Origin of the sequence: Mesorhizobium sp. BH1-1-5 (genome assembly GCF_020165615.1) — a bacterium.
Taxonomy (GTDB): Bacteria; Pseudomonadota; Alphaproteobacteria; order Rhizobiales; family Rhizobiaceae; genus Mesorhizobium.
In genome coordinates, this window is sequence record NZ_JAIUIM010000012.1 from 144,846 (window position 1) to 161,508 (window position 16,663).

Genomic DNA, 16,663 nt, shown 5'->3' on the forward strand with positions numbered 1-16,663 from the left:
CTTGAAAAAGAAAAGCGACAAGGCATTCCCCCGTTTCTGTGAACGCTGAAATGCCCTAGGCCAAGCGCGCTGCCTGGCTGACTTTTTCAAGCGGCCGTGGCTACTCCGCCAGGATGGTCATGTCGTCGACGGACCAGCCGATGTCCACCGAGCTGCCGGTCTCGAACACTTCGGTGTTGTGCTGAGGCAGCGCCCGGACCTTGAGCAGGCAACCGGCATCCTTCAGTTCCACGCGATACCGGATGCTGCCGGGCGTATAGAGGCTCTCACGCACGACACCCGTGTAAGCATTCGCCAGGCCTCGAGCCTTCGGGCCGATGGTGATGCGTTCCGGCCTGATGCATGCGAAGCGGCCCGGCCCGCCGTCCTCGCCGGTTCGAATGACCGTTTCGGTCCCGTCTTCGAGCGTGATGCGGCAGGTCTGGTCGGTCAGTTTCCCCGAAGCCGTCTTGACCGGGAAAATGGAAGCCTCGCCGAGGAATTCGGCGACGAAGCGGCTCTTCGGCTGTTCGTAGAGCGAGCGCGGGCTGCCGATCTGCGTCATGGCGCCGTCACGCATGATGGCGATGCGGTCTGCCAGGAATGCCGCTTCCTGCTGGTCATGGGTGACATAGATGACGGTCGCGCCAAGCTCCTGCTGGAAGCGCTTGATCTCCTCCTGCATCTCGTCGCGCAGGTTCTTGTCCAGTGCGCCGAGCGGTTCGTCCATCAGCAGGATCGACGGCTGATAGATCGAGGCTCGCGCCAGCGCGACGCGCTGTTGCTGGCCGCCGGAGAGTTCCGAAGGCATGCGCGATGCGAAGGCTTCCAGCCGGACCATGGCCAGGCTTTCGCGTACGCGCCTTGCAATCTCATGCTTGGCGACGCCGCGGATCTTCAGCGGATAGGCGACGTTCTGAGCGACCGACAGGTGCGGGAACAGGGCATAGTTCTGGAACACCATGCCGATGTTGCGGCGATAGATCGGTTCGGGAACGATGTCGCGTCCATCGACCACGATCCGCCCTGCCGTCGGATCGATATAGCCGGCGATCATGCCAAGCAGCGTTGACTTGCCCGAGCCGCTCGGTCCGATGATGGCAAAGAAATCGCCTGACGCGATCTCGACGGATGTCGGGACGACGGCTTCAAAATTGTTGTAGCGCTTGCAAAGATTGTGGATCGAAACCGCGGCTCCTCCCGCGGCACGGCTTTCCGCTGTCGTTGCCGATCGGCTTACCATCTGCAGCATCCTAATTGTCCTTGTCGAGACGCGGCAACAGGGTTGCCGCAAGAATGAGTAGGCTTGTCACCGCAAGAATGACGCTGGCCGCGGCGGCGATTTCGGGTGTGACCTGGAAATTGAGCTGCTCCCACAGCAGCAGCGGCAGCGTGCGGGTCGACGGGCTGCTCAGGAACAGAGCCAGCACCAGCTCGTCCAGCGAGGCCGCGAACGCGAAGATGAAGCCGGCGATGACGGCCGGGCGGATCATCGGAAAGGTGATCAGCCTGAAAGTCTGGAAGGCGTTCGCCCCCAGGGTCATCGAGGCGATCTCGATGCGGTTCGAATAGGACGTGAGCGCACCGCAAACCGTGATGAAAGGGAAGGGCAGGCCGATGACGGCATGCGCCAGGATGACAGCCCATAGCGTCCCCTGAAGGCCCAGCCACACGCTGATGGGAAACAGCCCGATCGCAAGAACGATCTGCGGCAGCACCGCGGGCGCGATCGAAAGCGCGCTGACGATCGCCGAGCCCGGCGCCCTGGCGCGCACGACCGCGAGCGCCGTCGAAATGCCGGCAATGGTCGCAAGCGCCGCGGCGGACGCGCCGATCATCATGCTGTTCAAGATTGCCGACCGGTAATCGTCGTTGCCGATGAACTGCTGGTACCAGCGCAGCGAAAAGTCGGTCGGCGGAAACGAGAGATAGGATTTGCTCTGGAAGGACACCGCAACCACGACCAGGATGGGCACCAGAAATCCGATCAGGATCGCGCCCACAAGCCCGGTCAGAAATCGGCTCCAGGCAGTCCATAGTTTTTTCTCCGAAACGCTCATGCGAACACTCCCGACCGCGCCTTGTCCCTGCGCCGGGAAGCCAGCTGGCTGAGCCGCAGAAGCGCGAAAATGACGATCGTCAGCAGAAGCACGATGATGGCCAGAGCCGATGCAAGCGGCCAATCCAAGAGCCTGTTGGCCTGTTCGCTGATCAGCATAGAGACCACGGTCAAATCGCCTCCCAGAAGCGAAGGCGTTACGAAAAAGCCCAGCGAGGTGACGAAGACAATCGTACAGCCGACCGCGATGTTGGGCATCGAAAGCGGCAGGGTGACGGCCAGGAACTGGCGCCAGGGATTTGCGCCGAGCACGGCGGCGGCGCGCGGCAGGTTGGGGTCGATGGCGCGCAAGCCGTTGAGGATCGGCACGACGATGAACGGCACCATGATGTAAGTCATGGCGATCATCAGCCCCAGCCCGTTGTCGATGAAGCGGATAGGGTCCTCGATCAGGCCGATGCCCAGAAGGATCGAATTCACCGGCCCCTTGCGGCCGAGCAGGATCATCCATGCGAAAGAGCGGATGACGGTGCTGGCCCAGAAAGGCAGGAAGATGAGAAATATGCCGATCGTCGCCCATCGTCCCTTGAGCCGCGCCAGGACATAGGCGATCGGATATCCGATCAGCAGCGACAGGATTGTCACCATCGCGGCAACGTAGAAGGTGTTGTAGAGGACGGTCCGGATGCCTTGATCGGTCACGACCTTGACGTACTCGGCCCCGACGCCGTGCTGACCGCTGAAACTCTCGGTCCCGATCACCGCCATCGGCGCGAGGAAGAAGGGCGTCAGCAGCAGCGCGACGGGAAGATAAAGCAGGAAGCTGCGATGCTTCATGGCGTGGACAAGTCCTGACTCGTGGATCCGTATGTCGGGGCCATTTCACTAGATCGTTGCGCTCTTGCGCAAGCGAGCGGTGACGAATTTCAACGGCAGAACTGCGCGAGCGACAGAATCGCTCGCGCAGTTCCAAGCCGGATGGTCAGCCTATTTCGTCACGACCCAGGTGTTGAAGCGGTCGTAGATCTTCGTGCCGTTCTCGAGCCAGTAGTCGCCGTCGATGGCGATCGAAAGCTTCCGGTTCTCCGGAGAGCTCGGCATGCGCGCGCGCTCTTCCGCCGACAGGATGTCGAAGGCCTTGTCGTTCGTCGGTCCGTAGGGGATCAGCTTGGAGAAGGCAGCCTGGACTTCGGGGTCCATGCAGTGGGCGATGAACTTCATGGCGGTGTCGCGGTTGCGGCCGCCTTTCGGCAGGCTCCAGATGCCCGGCGTGTGGAGCGAGTAGTCGAACGTGTAGTCGATCGGGCCGCCCTGTTGCTTGACCGGGTCGACGCGACCGTTCCAGCACATGCCGAAATCGGCGTCGCCATTGGCCAGAAGCTGCGCGCTCTGGGCTCCGGACGTCCACCAGGTGATCGAGGACCGGATACCGTCCAGCATTGCGAAAGCCCGGTCGATGTCGATCGGATAGAGCTTGTCCAGCGTCTGGCCGGCGCCGAGGGCCGCCACTTCCATGGTCTGTGCGGCGTTCTTCCAGAGCGTCCTGCGCCCCTTGAACTTGGGATCGAAAAACTCCTGCCAGTTCTTCGGCCGGCCATCCTTGGCCGAATCCGTGTTCCAGCTCAGAACGCAACCGGCGATGTAGCACGACGTCCAGTATTTGCTGGCCGCGCCGTCGATCAGGCTGTCCTTCGGCACGACGCTGTAATCGATCTCGTCCAGAAGGCCCGCGACGGCCAGCGGCGCCGCTTCCGAGGAATCCGTATCGGTGACATCGATATCGACCGCGCCGGCCTCGACCATTGCCTTCAGTCGCGCGCCTTCCATGTAGGGGGCGCTGATGATCTTGATGCCGGTCTTCTTTTCAAACGTATCGAAGCACGCCGCCTTGAAGGCGTCACCCAGCGCGCCGCCGCCATTGGCGACCGAAAGCGAGGTGGGAGCCGCCCGGCCGATGGCCGGCATTGCAAGAAATGATGCCGCGGCCGTGCCGGCCCCAAGCTTGAGAACGCTGCGTCTGCTCAGACCATTCCTGATCGTGTCCATGTATTCCCCTTTTTGGCTTTGATTTCCTGTTTGGTGGCGCCGCTTTTACCGGCCGATCGAACCGGGATTGCCTTGGGCAAATCCGGCTTCTCCTTCGATCAACCCTGCCATCGGCATCTCCTTGTACGTTCGGCGCTGCAGGCTGGTCTGCGCGAGCCTTGCCGGCTGACGCATCCCACCTTCGATATTTGTAGCCGAAACAGAAGCGGCAATCTATCGGATTCATCATTGATAGCAGATATTTTTATTGCTATAGCCTGCCTCGAAAACAGGGGTCACATATCCATGCCTTGGTCGAACAGCCGCAATTTAGAACTTCTGGAACGCGCCAGGCGCGTTATACCAGGTGGAATGTATGGCCATGAATCCACAGCACTTTTGCCGCCCGACTTCCCGCAGTTCTTCAGTCGCGCCAGCGGCACGCGACTGTGGGACGTCGATGGTAATGAATATATCGACTATCTCAGTGCGTATGGGCCGAATCTATTCGGCTATGGAAATGTCGATATCGAGGCCGCCGCACGCAGGCAGGCGGAACTCGGCGACACCATGACCGGACCGTCCTATCTGATGGTCGAATTGGCCGAGGCGATGGTCTCGATGGTCTCGCATGCCGACTGGGCCATGTTCTGCAAGAACGGCAGCGACGCGACCTCCATGGCGATGACGATAGCGCGGGCCTACTCCAAGCGTCGCAAGATCCTGGTCGCCACCGGCGCCTACCATGGCTCGCAGCCGTGGTGCACGCCGAACCGCACCGGCATCGTCGACGACGAGCGCAAGCAGATCCTCACCTACGAATACAACAACCTGGAAAGCCTCGAGGCGGCGGTGCGCGCGGCCGAGGGCGACGTCGCTGGGATTTTCGCGACACCCTTCAAGCATGAGGTCTTTGCCGACCAGCTTATCCCTTCCGAGAGTTTCGCAAAGGCTGTCCGAAAGATCTGCGACGATCTCGATGCGCCGCTTATCGTCGACGATGTTCGTGCGGGCTTCAGGCTGACCCGCGATTGTTCGTGGTCGATCCTGGGCGTCGAGCCGGACATCAGTTGCTGGGGCAAGGCGATCGCCAACGGTCATCCGATTTCGGCGATGATGGGCTCGCAGCGCTTCTACGCCGCCGCGCGATCGATCTTCGCCACCGGTTCCTTCTGGTTTTCGGCCGTGCCGATGGCGGCAGGCATAGAAACGCTTCGGCTGATCCGCGAGACCAGGTACCTGGAAAGCACGGTCGAGTTGGGGAACAAGCTGAGGGCAGGGCTCGAGGAACAAGCCGTGGCCTTCGGGTTCTCCCTGCGCCAGACCGGTCCGGTGCAGATGCCGCAAATCCTGTTCCACGAAGATCCCGACATGCGCCTCGGCTATGCCTGGGTCGCAAGCGCGCTCAAGCATGGCGTGTACTTCCATCCCTACCACAACATGTTCCTGAATGCCGCCATGACGGCCGCCGATATCGACGAGACGCTGAAGGCAAGCGAGCGTGCATTTGCGGAGCTGAAGGCGGAACGCACGCGTATCCCGGCGAACGAAAACCCGCTGGTGTTGGCCAGGCTCAAGATCGCGCGCTGACTGCCGCTCGCCGGCCGGCGGCGATCCGCCCACGGCCGACCGCCGTGCCGCGATGGCAACAATGGGACTGTCGGCGCCTCTCGCGCGGCTTGAGGCGACGTGTTCCATCGACTTCATGTTCAGGGATTGAAGGGTCGCGATGAACGACTTCAGCATTTTCACGACGGCTCGTACCCACAACAAGTGGACAGACAAGCCTGTGTCCGACGAAACGCTTCGCCGGCTCTACGACCTTCTGAAAATGGCGCCGACCTCGGCGAACTGCTCGCCGGGCCGGTTCGTCTTCGTCAAGTCGCCGGAGGCCAAGGAAAAGCTGCGCCCGGCCTTGAGCAGCGGCAATTCCGCCAAGACCATGGCGGCGCCGGTCACCGCCATCGTCGCCTATGACGAAGCCTTCTACGATCGGTTGCCGCAGTTGTTTCCGCATGCCGACGCGCGCTCGTGGTTCACGTCGAGCCCCGATGTCGCGCACGAAACCGCGTTTCGCAACGGCACGCTGCAGGGCGGCTATCTGATCATCGCCGCGCGCATGCTCGGCCTCGATGCCGGACCGATGTCGGGTTTCAAGAACCAACTCGTCGACGAGGCCTTCTTCGCCGGGACAAGCTGGAAAAGCAATTTCCTGGTCAATCTAGGATATGGCGACCCGGCTGGCCTGTTCGCCAGGCTTCCGCGCCTCGACTTCGACGGCGCCTGCAAGATCGCCTGATCGCCGCCAGACCAAAAGGAAAAGCCGCCGCATCGGTTCGCGGCGGCTCGCTCTAGCCGGTCCTGCTCGGCCGGTTCTCGATACGCCTCAATAGTTGATCGCGAAGCTGCGCATCGGGTCGTAATGCGCTTCCCAGTAGGCCTTCCAGATCGTCTTGCTGAGCGGCCCGACTTCGCCATTGCCGATCGCGACCCCATCCAGCTTGGTGATCGGCATGACGCCGCCGGCGGTGGTGACAAAGAGCAATTCGTCGCAATCGTAGGCCGCGCTGACCGGCACGTCTTCGACATGGCATTCGATGCCATTCGCCTTGGCGACTTCCAGCACGGTCTTGCGCGTGACGCCCTCCAGCACCCCGCGCTTCGGCGTGCGCAAGACGCCGTCCTTGATGATGCAGACATTGAAGCCTGAACCTTCGGTCAGATTGCCGTCGCCGTCGGTCAGGATCGGGTAGTTGGCGCCGCGGTCCCGCGCCTCCAGCATGCCGCGCACGAAGTCGCCCCATTGCAGGTTCTTCACGGTCGGATCGATGGCGCCTGGCGGCACGCGTCGGACATCGCGGGCGATGACGGCGGAGCCGCCGGTCTTCTGCAGCTCTTCGCCCATGACCCACACGAAGGGCTGCACCATGAGATAGAGGTTGTTTTCGATTTCATCCGGACTGTACTGGCGGATGAATTTCAGGCCCCGGGTCACGATCATGCAGACATAGGCGTCGCGGATGCCGCTCCTGGCGGCCAATTCCACGAGCTTCTGGCGAATGCCATGACGATCGAGCGAGCTGCGCAGCCGCAACTGTTTCAAGCTGCGCTCGAAGCGGTCCAAATGGTCGTCGAGGCGGAAGAAGCGGCCATCCCAGATGGCCGGCACGTCATATGTCAGGTCCGAATGGAGGAAGCCCTGGTCCAGGATCGGAATGCGGGCTTCATGGATGGGATAGAGCTCACCTTCGATATAGGCCACGCCCTTGGACAAAGGGTTGTCGCTGGCCTCGAGCTCGCTGAGGCGCTTGCGGTAACCATCGAAAATGAAATCGGTATAGGGCACGGTTATCCTCCATCAGAGCCTCTCCCGTTTCATGGAAAGGGCGAGTGGCTCGATCTCTTTGCTGGCAGAAATCCTGTTTTGGCCTTCGGGCCGTATCCGCGGGGCGCGTTTCATGCGCCCCGCGGAGGACGGAACGGCGCGGTCAGTCGTCGAGCGAGATCTCGTAGAGAGGAACGTTCGAGCTCGGCGAGTTCCGCACGCCATGGACCTTGCTGCCATAGGCAAGGATGGTGTTCGGGCTGATCATCGGAATGATGACGTTCTGCGCCTTGATCTTCTCGCCGATGTCGAAATAGATCTTTTCCGCCTTGTCGGGCGCCAACTTCAGGGCTTCGGCCAGCATCGGCTTGGTGTCGTTGATGACGAAGGACGGGTCGGTTGCGGCACCCGCGCGCTTGGCCCAGGTCGAATCCGGCGCCAGGCCGAAATAGTTCACATATTGCGACGTCCCATAAAAGTCCGGGGCGAAGAAGACGAAGGTCAGCGGGATGTGATCCTTGTTCGCCGCCTCGCGCCAGTTCGGGAACTCGACGGGCTTGAGGTCAAGCTTGATGTTGACCGCCGCCAGGTCCTGCTGGATTTTCTGCATGGCAAGGGTGAAGTCGACGCCATAGACGTTCAGCTTCGGATAGGTCGCTTCCAGCGTAAAGCCGTCGGCGTGGCCGGCCTTGGCAAGCAGTTCCTTGGCCTTGGCCTGGTCGAATTCCGGTATCGAGTGTCCCGCGCCGCCCGGGAAATCCAGCGGGAAGGGGACCGAAATCAACCGGCCATTGCCTTCGCCCAAGGTGAAGTCGACGAGCGACTTGCGGTCGACGGCCAGCGAGATCGCCTCGCGGATGTCGGCGGTCATCGGGAAGGGATTGGCGACGGCTCCCGGGCTGATCGCAATGTAGACGAAGTTGTTGGAGGGAGCCGATTCCGTTTTGACGTTCGGCCCGGTCAGCGTCTTGGCAGTCTCGGGATCGATGTTCATGGCGACGTCGGCCTGGCCGCTCTGCAGAAGCTGGGCCTGAGCGACGGCATCGCCGACCTGACGGATGACGATCTCGTCGACCTTGGCCGGTTCGCGCCAATATTTTTCGTTTCGCTTCAGCCTGAGTTCCGCTCCGGGCTGGTAGGAGTCGAGCACGAATGGGCCAGCGCCGGCCGAATGCGCCAGGAACCACGGCTCGGCAGGGTCTGACTGTGCCGCGTCGGCCGCCGCGGTGGCTTTGCCCTCGGCCTGGGCGACATCGCTGTTGATGACGCCGAAATAGCTGGCGGCCAGGACGTTCAGCAGTTCCGAATTTGGTTCAGCGGTTTTCGCGACCACCGTTTCGGCGTCGGGAGTCTCGATCGATGAAATCGTCGAGGCGAGGTCCGACGGGCTGCCCTTTATGTTCTTCAGTCGCTCCCACGACCATTTGACGTCTTTCGCTTCGATCTTCGAGCCGTCGGAGAAAGTGGCTTTCGGGTTGAGCTTGAAGGTGAACACGGTCTGGTCGTCGTTGACCGTCCAGCTCTCGGCGATGACCGGAACGAGCTTGTTGTCCTTGTCGAGCGCCAGAAGGCCGTCATAGACCGCGGCATTGTAGATCATGCAGGTGTCGCACCAGCTTCTGTCGATATCGAGGGAGTTGATGTCCATGTCGCGCGCGATGACCAGCGTCTTGGCCTCCGCCGGCACCGCCGTGGCAGCCACGCCCGCAAGCATTGTCGCCGCGGCAAGGCCTTTCCAATGTCTGGCAATATGATTGAAGTTCCCCAGTCTCATTATCATGCTCCTTTTGGCATTTTCGGTTCAAGCGCTACTGGTAATCAACTCCAGCGCCTGCCGCAGCTTCTCGGGAGAGCCCAGCGCGGCCTTGTTCAACACGGCCGAAACGACGGGCGCCGAAAGGCTGCCGGTGACGTGGAGTATTTCGTGATCGAGATCATCGAAGGCGCGCGCCTGGATCTCCGCGATCCAATGGCGCCCAAGCGACAGGCCGCTCGCAACCTGCTCGACGATGACGACGCGGTTTGTCCTGGCGATGGACGACAGGACCAGGGGCCAGTCGGTCGTGAGCTGGCCGACGCTGCGCATATCGATGATTTCGGCATCGATGCCGGTCTCTTCCGCGACCTTCAAAGCCGCGGGGACCATGACGGATGTCGCAAGGACCGTGCATGCCGATCCCGGCCGGACGATCTTGGCCTTGCCGAACGGGATGCAATAGTCGCGCTGGTCGCGCGGCATAAGAGATTCGCGCTGGTAGAATTCGACGTGTTCGATGATCGCGACCGGGTCGTTGGTCTTGAGCGCCGTGTTCAGCAGCCCGACATAGTCGAAGGCGGTTGTCGGCTCGACCACGTGCCAGCCGGGGAACAGCCTGAACAGCGCGGCCGGGTCGCTCGAATGCTGCGAGCCATAGCCGGTGTGCGGGGAAACGCGCACCCGCATGACGAGCGGCACGGGAAACCCGTCGCCGAACATGTGCCTCACCTTGGCGATGCCGTTGCCGATCTGGTCGGCCGCAACGAAGCAGAAATCCCCGAACATGATTTCCACGACCGGCCGCAGCCCGCGCAGCGCGGCGCCGAGCGCGACGCCGGTAAAGCCGTTCTCGGCGATCGGCATGGCCAGCACGCGTCCTGGGAACTGCTCGAGGGCGGAGCGGGTAAAGCCGCTCACGCCGCCACGCAGCCGATGGACGTCCTCGCCCAGCACGATGATGGTCGGGTCGGCCGCCATCGCCGCCCCCAGCGCTTCGCCGGCGGCGGTGACGAAACGGCTTTTGACCAACTCATCGGGCGCGAAGTCCTCGATTTCCCGGTACTTGAGTCCCTCGGCCTCGGCGGGGGGTGCAAGGATGCCGATGTCCACCGACTGCGCGGAAGGCCATAGGCCTGCCTGTATGCGAAGCTGGTTGCTGCCCGGCGCCGTTTCAGTCAGCCGTGCCGCGGCCGACTGGACGACCGCGCTTACGCGCTCGTCGATCAGGGCCAGAGCCGCGCTATCGAGGATTCCGAGCTTGCCGAGACGTGTCTCCGCCAGCCGCAGCGGGTCGCGCTTCAGCCATTCCTGTTCTTCCTCGCTGCTGCGGTAGCCGAATTCGCTGCCTGTCTTGCTGCCGCTCTGATGGTGATGGCGGTAGCACTTCGCCTCGATGACGACGGGACCGCGCCCCGCGCGGATCGTTTCGATCGCGTCGGACATCGCTCGATGGACGGCGACCACATCCATGCCGTCGCACTCGATGCCGGTGAAGCCGAGCATGGGGCCGCGCGATGCGATCCTGGGCTCGGCCGTCACATCCTCGATATGCGTGGAAACGGCATAGAGATTGTTCTCGACGAAGAAGATGACCGGCAGCCTGTAGGCGGCCGCGATGTTCATCGATTCATAGGCCGCGCCCTGAAGCGAAGCGCCATCGCCGAAGAAGGCGACCGAAATACCGTCCCGGCTAAGCACGTTGTCGGCAAGGGCGTATCCGACGGCATGCGGAATGTTGCCGCCGACGATGGCGCTGGTGCCGGCGACGCCGGACTCGGCATGGCGCATATGCATCGAGCCGCCGCGGCCTTCGCAATAGCCTGGCGAAAGCCCCATGATTTCCGCCATGAAGCGGTAGACGGCATCGTCCATCGGCGGCGTGAAGTCCTGGCTCAGTATATCGAAGTCCGGTTCTGTCTGCGCATTGACCAGTTTGGTCAGCACCTGATGGTGCGCGCGATGCGTGCCATTGATCTGATCGTTGGCGCGCAGCATCGACACAGCGCCGACAGCTGCCGCCTCCTGGCCGATGCTGGCATGGGCAGGGCCATGGATGAGACCGGCCTTCTCCAGGTCGAGGATCTTTTCCTCGAAGCGCCGGATCAGCTTCATCTGGGTATAGAGGCGAACGAGATCGCGCGCGGGCAGGCTCGACCAGTCGGACTCGCCTGCTTCGATCCGGTACCAGGGCGCCGATGGTTTCAGTTCATGTCTTTGGGCCAACTCGTCTCCTCCCGCTCGGCCTATTGCAATGAAAGGCCTAGTTCCGCGCGTCGCCGCAGCCATAGGCTTGCCCTGTAGCGAGGGTCGCGGGTGCGGTCATAAATCGTGTCCAGGATGCGCAGAATGCGTTTGGGGCCGATCTTGTCGCCCCATTCCAGCGGCCCCAGCGGGTGGCCCAGGCCAAGCCTGACCGCTGCATCGAGATCCGGCACCGAAGCGATTTTCTGCCCGACGATTTCGCTGCCGATATTGACGATCATGGCGATGACGCGCTGGCAGACCGCCCCGCAGCTATCCTCCACCATGGTCGCCTTGCGGCCGGCGCGGCGGACCAGGCTCAAAGCCGCTTCCCTGGTCCGATCGGACGTCGCGGCACAGGCCACGAGCGTCACGTGGCGGTCGATGCCGAAAAACGGGTCGAAGCCCACGCAAAGCCAAGCCGGCACACCGAGCCGCACCGCCGCGCCTGCCACGTCCTCGCCCTCCAGGCCGATCAGAATGAGGTGGTCGCCGTCGATTGTACGCTCGGCGGCGCATGAGTCGACGAGCTCCTGCATACCCGAGACCTCGTTGTCGGCGATCACGGTGACGCGGCCCGGCAAAGCCGCCTCCGCGCCGGCCGGTTCTACCGGTCCCGAGGAGGAGATCGGTCGGGCATCGCCGTGGTCGTAGAACCCACGTTTGGTCTTGCGGCCGAGAAGACCTGCCTCCACGCGCCGGGCGGCAACGACCGACGGGCGGTAGCGCGGATCCTGGTAGAATTGGTTGTAGATGCTTTCCATGACCGGATGCGAGACATCGAGCCCGGTCAGGTCCATCAGCTCGAACGGACCCATTCTGAATCCGGCGGCGTCCCGCAGGATGGTATCGATGTCGCCGATCGATGCGACGCCCTCGCGCAGCATCGCCAGGGCTTCCGTCCCGAAGGCGCGGCCGGCGTGGTTGACGATGAAGCCGGGCGTGTCGGCGGCGATAACGGGGCGATGGCCAAAGCGGGCCGCGAGTTCGACCAGCGCGTGCTCGACCTCGGGCGCCGTATGAGCGCCGGAGATGACCTCGACCAGCTTCATCGCCGGGACGGGATTGAAGAAGTGGTAGCCGGCGACCCGCTGCGGCCGCTTTGCGGCTGACGCGATCGCCGTCACCGAGAGCGAAGAAGTATTGGTCGCTATGATCGCGTTCGGCCCGACTATCTTTTCCAGCGTCTCGATGAGCTGACGCTTCGGCTCGAGACGTTCGACTATGGCTTCCACGACCAGATCGGTGCCGGCCAGGCGGTCCAGAGTCTCGACGGGCTCGATATGGGCAAGCAGTTTCTCGACCGTTTCCGCGCTGACCTTGCCCGCGGCTGCCCGAGCGCGTTGGCGCGACGCGATCTGCTCGACGGCGGCTGCGGCTTTCCCCCGCGCTTCGTCGACGATCACCACGTCGACGCCCGCCGCGGCCAGAACTTCCGCTATGCCGGAACCCATCACCCCGGCGCCCACGACACCGGCTTTCTCGATCCGACTTCTCGACACCCCTCCCGCGTCCGCCAAGTCAGCGCCCCATAAATGACGCTTTGCGCTTTTCCAGGAAGGCGGCGATGCCTTCCTGTTTGTCGGCCGTATCGAAAAGCAATTGAAATGCCTTGCGCTCGAGGCGCAGCGCCGTTTCCAAGGGAGCGTCTTCGCCATTGACGATGGCTTCCTTGATCTGCTCGACGGCCAACGGCGGCAGGCGGCCGATCTTTTGGGCGATCTGCAGCGCCTGCTGCAGGGCCTCGCCCTCATCCGTGAGGATGCTGACGAGGCCGGCGCGCTCGGCATCTTCCGCCGCAAACATATCGCCGGTCAGGACGAGCATCAGCGTCTTGTATTTGCCGATCGCTCTCAGCAGCCGCTGTGTGCCGCCGGCGCCGGGCATGAGGCCAAGCTTGACCTCCGGCTGACCGAAAGTGGCTGTGCGTGCCGCCACGATGATGTCGGCATGCATTGCAAGCTCGCAGCCGCCGCCCAGCGCAAAGCCCTCGACCGCGGCAATGACCGGTTTCGGACATTTGGCGATCACGTCCCAGTAGCGATGGGTGCGTTGCAGAAGCACGTCGGCGGAGCCGAGCTTTTCAAACGCTCTGACGTCGGCGCCGGCAGCAAAGTTGGCGCCGCGTCCGGCAATGACGATGGACCGGATCTCCGCGTCTTCTGAAAAGCCTGCCACGGCAGCGGCCAGCTTCTCCCGTACTTCGAGATTGATTGCGTTGCGGACTTCGGGGCGGTTGATCTCGACCAACCCCACATTGGCGAACGGGCGGCTCTCCACCACAACAAGAGATTGATCGCTCGCGGGACGCATTCGTACCTAGCACATGGAATTTAATTTCATATCCGCGACTATAGTCAGCGTCAGCGAAGCCTGCAAGGCTAACGTGGGCGTCCGGACGACTATTCTCCACACCGCTCGGAAACGATGGTTCTGTGAGTATTCGAAGAGCGTCTGACCGGTTCGGCGCCGAAGCGGGGGCGGAGGTAAGAGCGGCCGCGGCTGCCGCTTCGCTGCATAAGTTCGCAAGCAATCCGGCGCGCCAGAGAACGCCGGCGGGCGGCACCGGCTGGCCCCTGGCTTGCCCGCGTCTGCGCGATGCCATCGCGATGGTCGATCGTGGGATCGGATCCGTCCATGGCCGACAAAGGGCCCGGTCAGTCCAGTCCGATGTGCTTCCCGCTGTCTTGAGCCAGGTCCAGGGTTGCGGTTTTCCAGGTGCCGTTGCTCGTCAGGATCTGGGCCTCTTCGGCAATCATTTCTATCAGCTTCTTGGTGGCCGTCGACATGGCGCGCTCTCGCGACACCGCGGTTACCCAGCCCCACCGGACATTGCGGATCGGCGCGGCCGATACCTCCTTGCGCACCAGCAGCTCATGGACACCGCTATAAGGAAGCACGCAATAGCCGGTTCCATATTTGGTCAGGCTGGTCATCAGCGAGTTGGTATCGACCTCGAGCTTCGGTTCGGCGACGCGGCCGGCCCTGACCAGGATCTCGTCCACGGCGCGCCGCAATCCGTTGGGGAACGGCGTCAGGATGAGATTGTGGCCCGTCAGGGATTTGGCCGAAACCGGGCGGGACAGGTCGAGCCCCACCTCCAGCGGAGCGATCAGCAGCAGGCTCTCGGTCACCAGCGGCATCTTGGTCAGCGTGGTGAAGGATTCGCGGTCCGACAACAGCGCCACGTCCGCCCCGTCATTGGCGATGGATTCCCGCACGATCATCGAAGTGTTCTCGGTCACATGCACCGAGACCTGCGGATAGGTTCGGCGAAAGCGGGCCACCACCCGGGACGTGAGCAGGCCGCTGAGGGAGTTCGATGCCGCAAGCCTCACCGTGCCCACCGGCTCGTCGGCGGAAGACATGATCTCGCTTTTGATGCGGCCGACATTTGAGAGCAGCACCCGTGTCCGGTCGACCAGCCGCTGTCCTGTCTCGGTCAGCACCACGCCGCGTGCCTTGCGCTTGAACAGCTTGGTGCCGAGCTCCTGCTCCAGGAGCCGGATCTGACGGCTCAGCGCCGGTTGCGACACATGCGCCCGCATCGCCGCATGCGTGATGTTCAACGTGTTCGCCACATGCATGAAATATTCGAGCTGCCTGACGTCCATCAGTTTTCCTCCTCGCCGCCATACGCAGAACAAGCCATAACCAAATCTAATGGTTGCAATTTGGCTTTTGTCTTAGTGTTGATATCTCGCACGCGCTACTACTGGCTTCAAGCAGATTGAACACGCCGCCACGGATCCAAGTATTCCGAAAGAGCGGCGGGGTGCCTGGGGAGGACAGATGGCAGCGCGTTTGGATGGGCAGACCGCCGTGGTGACGGGTGGGTCGCAAGGTCTTGGGCTGGCCATAGCCACCCGGCTTCTCGCCGATGGCGCCAACGTAAGCCTGTGGGACCGGGAGCCGGAAACTCTGGCGCGCGCCGCCGAGACGCTCGCGGCCACCGACCGGGTGCATACCGCAGTGGTCGACGTTGTTTCCGAGAGCTTGGTCGACCAGGCGCGGGACGCCACGCTGGAGCGTTTCGGCGGCATCTCCATCCTGGTCAACAACGCCGGCATCTCCGGGCCCCATGCAAATGTCTGGAACCTGTCGCTCGACGAATGGCAGCGGGTCATCGACGTCAACATGACCGGCGTCTTCCTGTGCTGCCGCTCGGTCGCCCCGCATATGATCGAGGCGAATTACGGCCGCATCATCAACATAGCCTCGGTCGCGGGCAAGGAAGCCAGTCCCTTGATCAGCGCCTACGCCACCTCCAAGGCCGGCGTTATCGGCTTTACCAAGACGCTTGGCCGTGAGCTGGCCAACACCAAGGTCACCGTCAACTGCATTACGCCTGCGGCGATCAGGACGGCGATTTTCGACCGCTGGCCGGCTGACTATGTGGCATCCTTGCTCGCCAAGATCCCGATGGGCCGTTTCGGCTTGCCGCAGGAGCTTGCGGCCATGGTGGCCTATGTCGCTTCCCCTGAGGCTTCGTTCAGCACCGGCGCCGTCTTCGACATGTCTGGCGGGCGCACGGACTACTAGACAGGGAAGGATCCGGCATGCGCCACGCGATCAGCGCGACCAACCACACCAGCTTCACGGTCGAAAGCCTTGACCGGGCGATCGCGCTGTTCCGCGACGGCCTGGGCTTCGAGTTGACCTCGCGCGCCGGCCGCGATCCCGCCTCGATCCAGACCATCACCGGCGTCCCTGGAGCCGAGGTCGAGATAGCCTACCTGCGCCGGCCGGATCATACGGTCGAGCTGATCGAATACAGCGCTCCGGCGGATCGCAGGACGCTCGAGGCGAGGCCCTGCGACGTCGGCTTCGCCCATATCGCGTTCGACGTTACCGACCTGGACGGCGTGATAGCCCATCTGGCGCCCTATGGCGCGGTGCCGATCTCGCCGCCTTATGTCAACAAGCGTGGCGGGCCTAACGCCGGCGTGCGCGTGTCATACCTGACGACCCCCGACAAGGTGACCGTCGAGCTTATCGAACGGATCTAAAGCAATTCCAGGAAAAGTGTGAGCGGTTAAGTTCGGCGCCTTCGCCGTAACCTTCCGTCCGGAATTGCGTAAAAACAAAGAGATAGGACGTTTCGCCGTTTCCGTGAAACGGTGAAACGTACTCGTCGTCCGGCCCGCGAGCCGCGGTCGGCATACGATGCCGGCCAGATATCTGCGCTATGCTTTTGTCCGGCCGATCGCGCCGGCCGGCAATCTTCTCTCCACTCTGATGGATAGCACTCATTCGGCCTCCAAGCAGGCCGCGTGAC

Annotated in this window: 14 protein-coding genes; 4 read left to right on the top strand and 10 right to left on the bottom strand. The window is 62.7% G+C overall.

Annotated features, from left to right (window positions below; genetic code table 11):
• Nucleotides 1–100 precede the first annotated feature (100 nt).
• The 4 genes from LB572_RS17895 to LB572_RS17910 all read right to left on the bottom strand — a co-directional run bounded on the left by LB572_RS17895 (nucleotide 101) and on the right by LB572_RS17910 (nucleotide 4,084).
• A complete protein-coding gene (locus LB572_RS17895) occupies nucleotides 101–1,231 on the bottom strand; it encodes an ABC transporter ATP-binding protein (protein ID WP_140802240.1) in 1,131 nt (376 codons plus the stop codon).
• Nucleotide 1,232: 1 nt separating this feature from the next.
• A complete protein-coding gene (locus LB572_RS17900; RefSeq protein ID WP_224668619.1) occupies nucleotides 1,233–2,039 on the bottom strand; it encodes an ABC transporter permease in 807 nt (268 codons plus the stop codon).
• A complete protein-coding gene (locus LB572_RS17905; protein ID WP_140802238.1) occupies nucleotides 2,036–2,875 on the bottom strand; it encodes an ABC transporter permease in 840 nt (279 codons plus the stop codon). Before LB572_RS17905 ends, LB572_RS17900 begins: the two co-directional genes overlap by 4 nt.
• Before the next feature lie 150 nt (nucleotides 2,876–3,025).
• Complete coding sequence (locus LB572_RS17910; protein ID WP_224668620.1) at nucleotides 3,026–4,084, bottom strand: polyamine ABC transporter substrate-binding protein; 1,059 nt, start codon at nucleotides 4,082–4,084, stop codon at nucleotides 3,026–3,028.
• A 351-nt stretch (nucleotides 4,085–4,435) separates the two neighbouring features.
• Here LB572_RS17910 and LB572_RS17915 point away from each other — a divergent pair, with 351 nt between their 5' ends.
• Both LB572_RS17915 and LB572_RS17920 read left to right on the top strand, forming a co-directional pair.
• Nucleotides 4,436–5,653 (top strand): aminotransferase class III-fold pyridoxal phosphate-dependent enzyme, encoded by a 1,218-nt coding sequence (locus tag LB572_RS17915; protein WP_224668621.1) that lies wholly within the window; start codon nucleotides 4,436–4,438, stop codon nucleotides 5,651–5,653.
• A gap of 139 nt (nucleotides 5,654–5,792) precedes the next feature.
• Nucleotides 5,793–6,362 (top strand): malonic semialdehyde reductase, encoded by a 570-nt coding sequence (locus tag LB572_RS17920; RefSeq protein WP_224668622.1) that lies wholly within the window; start codon nucleotides 5,793–5,795, stop codon nucleotides 6,360–6,362.
• Nucleotides 6,363–6,449: 87 nt separating this feature from the next.
• On the opposite strand, the gene LB572_RS17925 is transcribed toward LB572_RS17920, so the two are convergent.
• The 6 genes from LB572_RS17925 to LB572_RS17950 all read right to left on the bottom strand — a co-directional run bounded on the left by LB572_RS17925 (nucleotide 6,450) and on the right by LB572_RS17950 (nucleotide 14,999).
• A complete protein-coding gene (locus tag LB572_RS17925) occupies nucleotides 6,450–7,409 on the bottom strand; it encodes an aminotransferase class IV (RefSeq protein WP_140802234.1) in 960 nt (319 codons plus the stop codon).
• A gap of 142 nt (nucleotides 7,410–7,551) precedes the next feature.
• Entirely contained in the window at nucleotides 7,552–9,162 is a 1,611-nt protein-coding gene (locus LB572_RS17930) for an ABC transporter substrate-binding protein (RefSeq protein ID WP_412033570.1), read from the bottom strand.
• A gap of 27 nt (nucleotides 9,163–9,189) precedes the next feature.
• Nucleotides 9,190–11,367 carry a dehydrogenase E1 component subunit alpha/beta gene (locus LB572_RS17935; RefSeq protein ID WP_224668623.1) on the bottom strand — a complete coding sequence of 726 codons (2,178 nt, stop codon included), beginning with the start codon at nucleotides 11,365–11,367 and terminating at the stop codon, nucleotides 9,190–9,192.
• A 20-nt stretch (nucleotides 11,368–11,387) separates the two neighbouring features.
• Entirely contained in the window at nucleotides 11,388–12,905 is a 1,518-nt protein-coding gene (locus LB572_RS17940) for a 3-hydroxyacyl-CoA dehydrogenase (protein ID WP_224668624.1), read from the bottom strand.
• 1 nt (nucleotide 12,906) lies between these two features.
• On the bottom strand, nucleotides 12,907–13,698 hold the full coding sequence (locus LB572_RS17945) for an enoyl-CoA hydratase-related protein (RefSeq protein ID WP_224668625.1): 792 nt from the start codon (nucleotides 13,696–13,698) through the stop codon (nucleotides 12,907–12,909).
• A gap of 344 nt (nucleotides 13,699–14,042) precedes the next feature.
• Complete coding sequence (locus LB572_RS17950) at nucleotides 14,043–14,999, bottom strand: LysR family transcriptional regulator (RefSeq protein ID WP_224668626.1); 957 nt, start codon at nucleotides 14,997–14,999, stop codon at nucleotides 14,043–14,045.
• 178 nt (nucleotides 15,000–15,177) lie between these two features.
• Here LB572_RS17950 and LB572_RS17955 point away from each other — a divergent pair, with 178 nt between their 5' ends.
• The gene (locus LB572_RS17955; protein ID WP_224668627.1) at nucleotides 15,178–15,927 is read left to right on the top strand and encodes an SDR family NAD(P)-dependent oxidoreductase; all 750 of its coding nucleotides are present in this window, start codon (nucleotides 15,178–15,180) and stop codon (nucleotides 15,925–15,927) included.
• Nucleotides 15,928–15,944: 17 nt separating this feature from the next.
• Complete coding sequence (locus LB572_RS17960) at nucleotides 15,945–16,394, top strand: VOC family protein (RefSeq protein WP_224668628.1); 450 nt, start codon at nucleotides 15,945–15,947, stop codon at nucleotides 16,392–16,394.
• Nucleotides 16,395–16,663 lie beyond the last annotated feature (269 nt).

What these genes read in the sequence shown, in the direction of transcription:
- LB572_RS17920 (WP_224668622.1), top strand. Translation starts at nt 5,793, where the DNA reads ATGAACGACTTCAGCATTTTCACGACGGCTCGTACCCACAACAAGTGG.
- LB572_RS17960 (WP_224668628.1), top strand. Translation starts at nt 15,945, where the DNA reads ATGCGCCACGCGATCAGCGCGACCAACCACACCAGCTTCACGGTCGAA.
- LB572_RS17950 (WP_224668626.1), bottom strand. Translation starts at nt 14,999, where the DNA reads ATGGACGTCAGGCAGCTCGAATATTTCATGCATGTGGCGAACACGTTG.
- LB572_RS17955 (WP_224668627.1), top strand. Translation starts at nt 15,178, where the DNA reads ATGGCAGCGCGTTTGGATGGGCAGACCGCCGTGGTGACGGGTGGGTCG.
- LB572_RS17930 (WP_412033570.1), bottom strand. Translation starts at nt 9,162, where the DNA reads ATGAGACTGGGGAACTTCAATCATATTGCCAGACATTGGAAAGGCCTT.
- LB572_RS17945 (WP_224668625.1), bottom strand. Translation starts at nt 13,698, where the DNA reads ATGCGTCCCGCGAGCGATCAATCTCTTGTTGTGGTGGAGAGCCGCCCG.
- LB572_RS17910 (WP_224668620.1), bottom strand. Translation starts at nt 4,084, where the DNA reads ATGGACACGATCAGGAATGGTCTGAGCAGACGCAGCGTTCTCAAGCTT.
- LB572_RS17905 (WP_140802238.1), bottom strand. Translation starts at nt 2,875, where the DNA reads ATGAAGCATCGCAGCTTCCTGCTTTATCTTCCCGTCGCGCTGCTGCTG.
- LB572_RS17915 (WP_224668621.1), top strand. Translation starts at nt 4,436, where the DNA reads ATGTATGGCCATGAATCCACAGCACTTTTGCCGCCCGACTTCCCGCAG.
- LB572_RS17895 (WP_140802240.1), bottom strand. Translation starts at nt 1,231, where the DNA reads ATGCTGCAGATGGTAAGCCGATCGGCAACGACAGCGGAAAGCCGTGCC.
- LB572_RS17900 (WP_224668619.1), bottom strand. Translation starts at nt 2,039, where the DNA reads ATGAGCGTTTCGGAGAAAAAACTATGGACTGCCTGGAGCCGATTTCTG.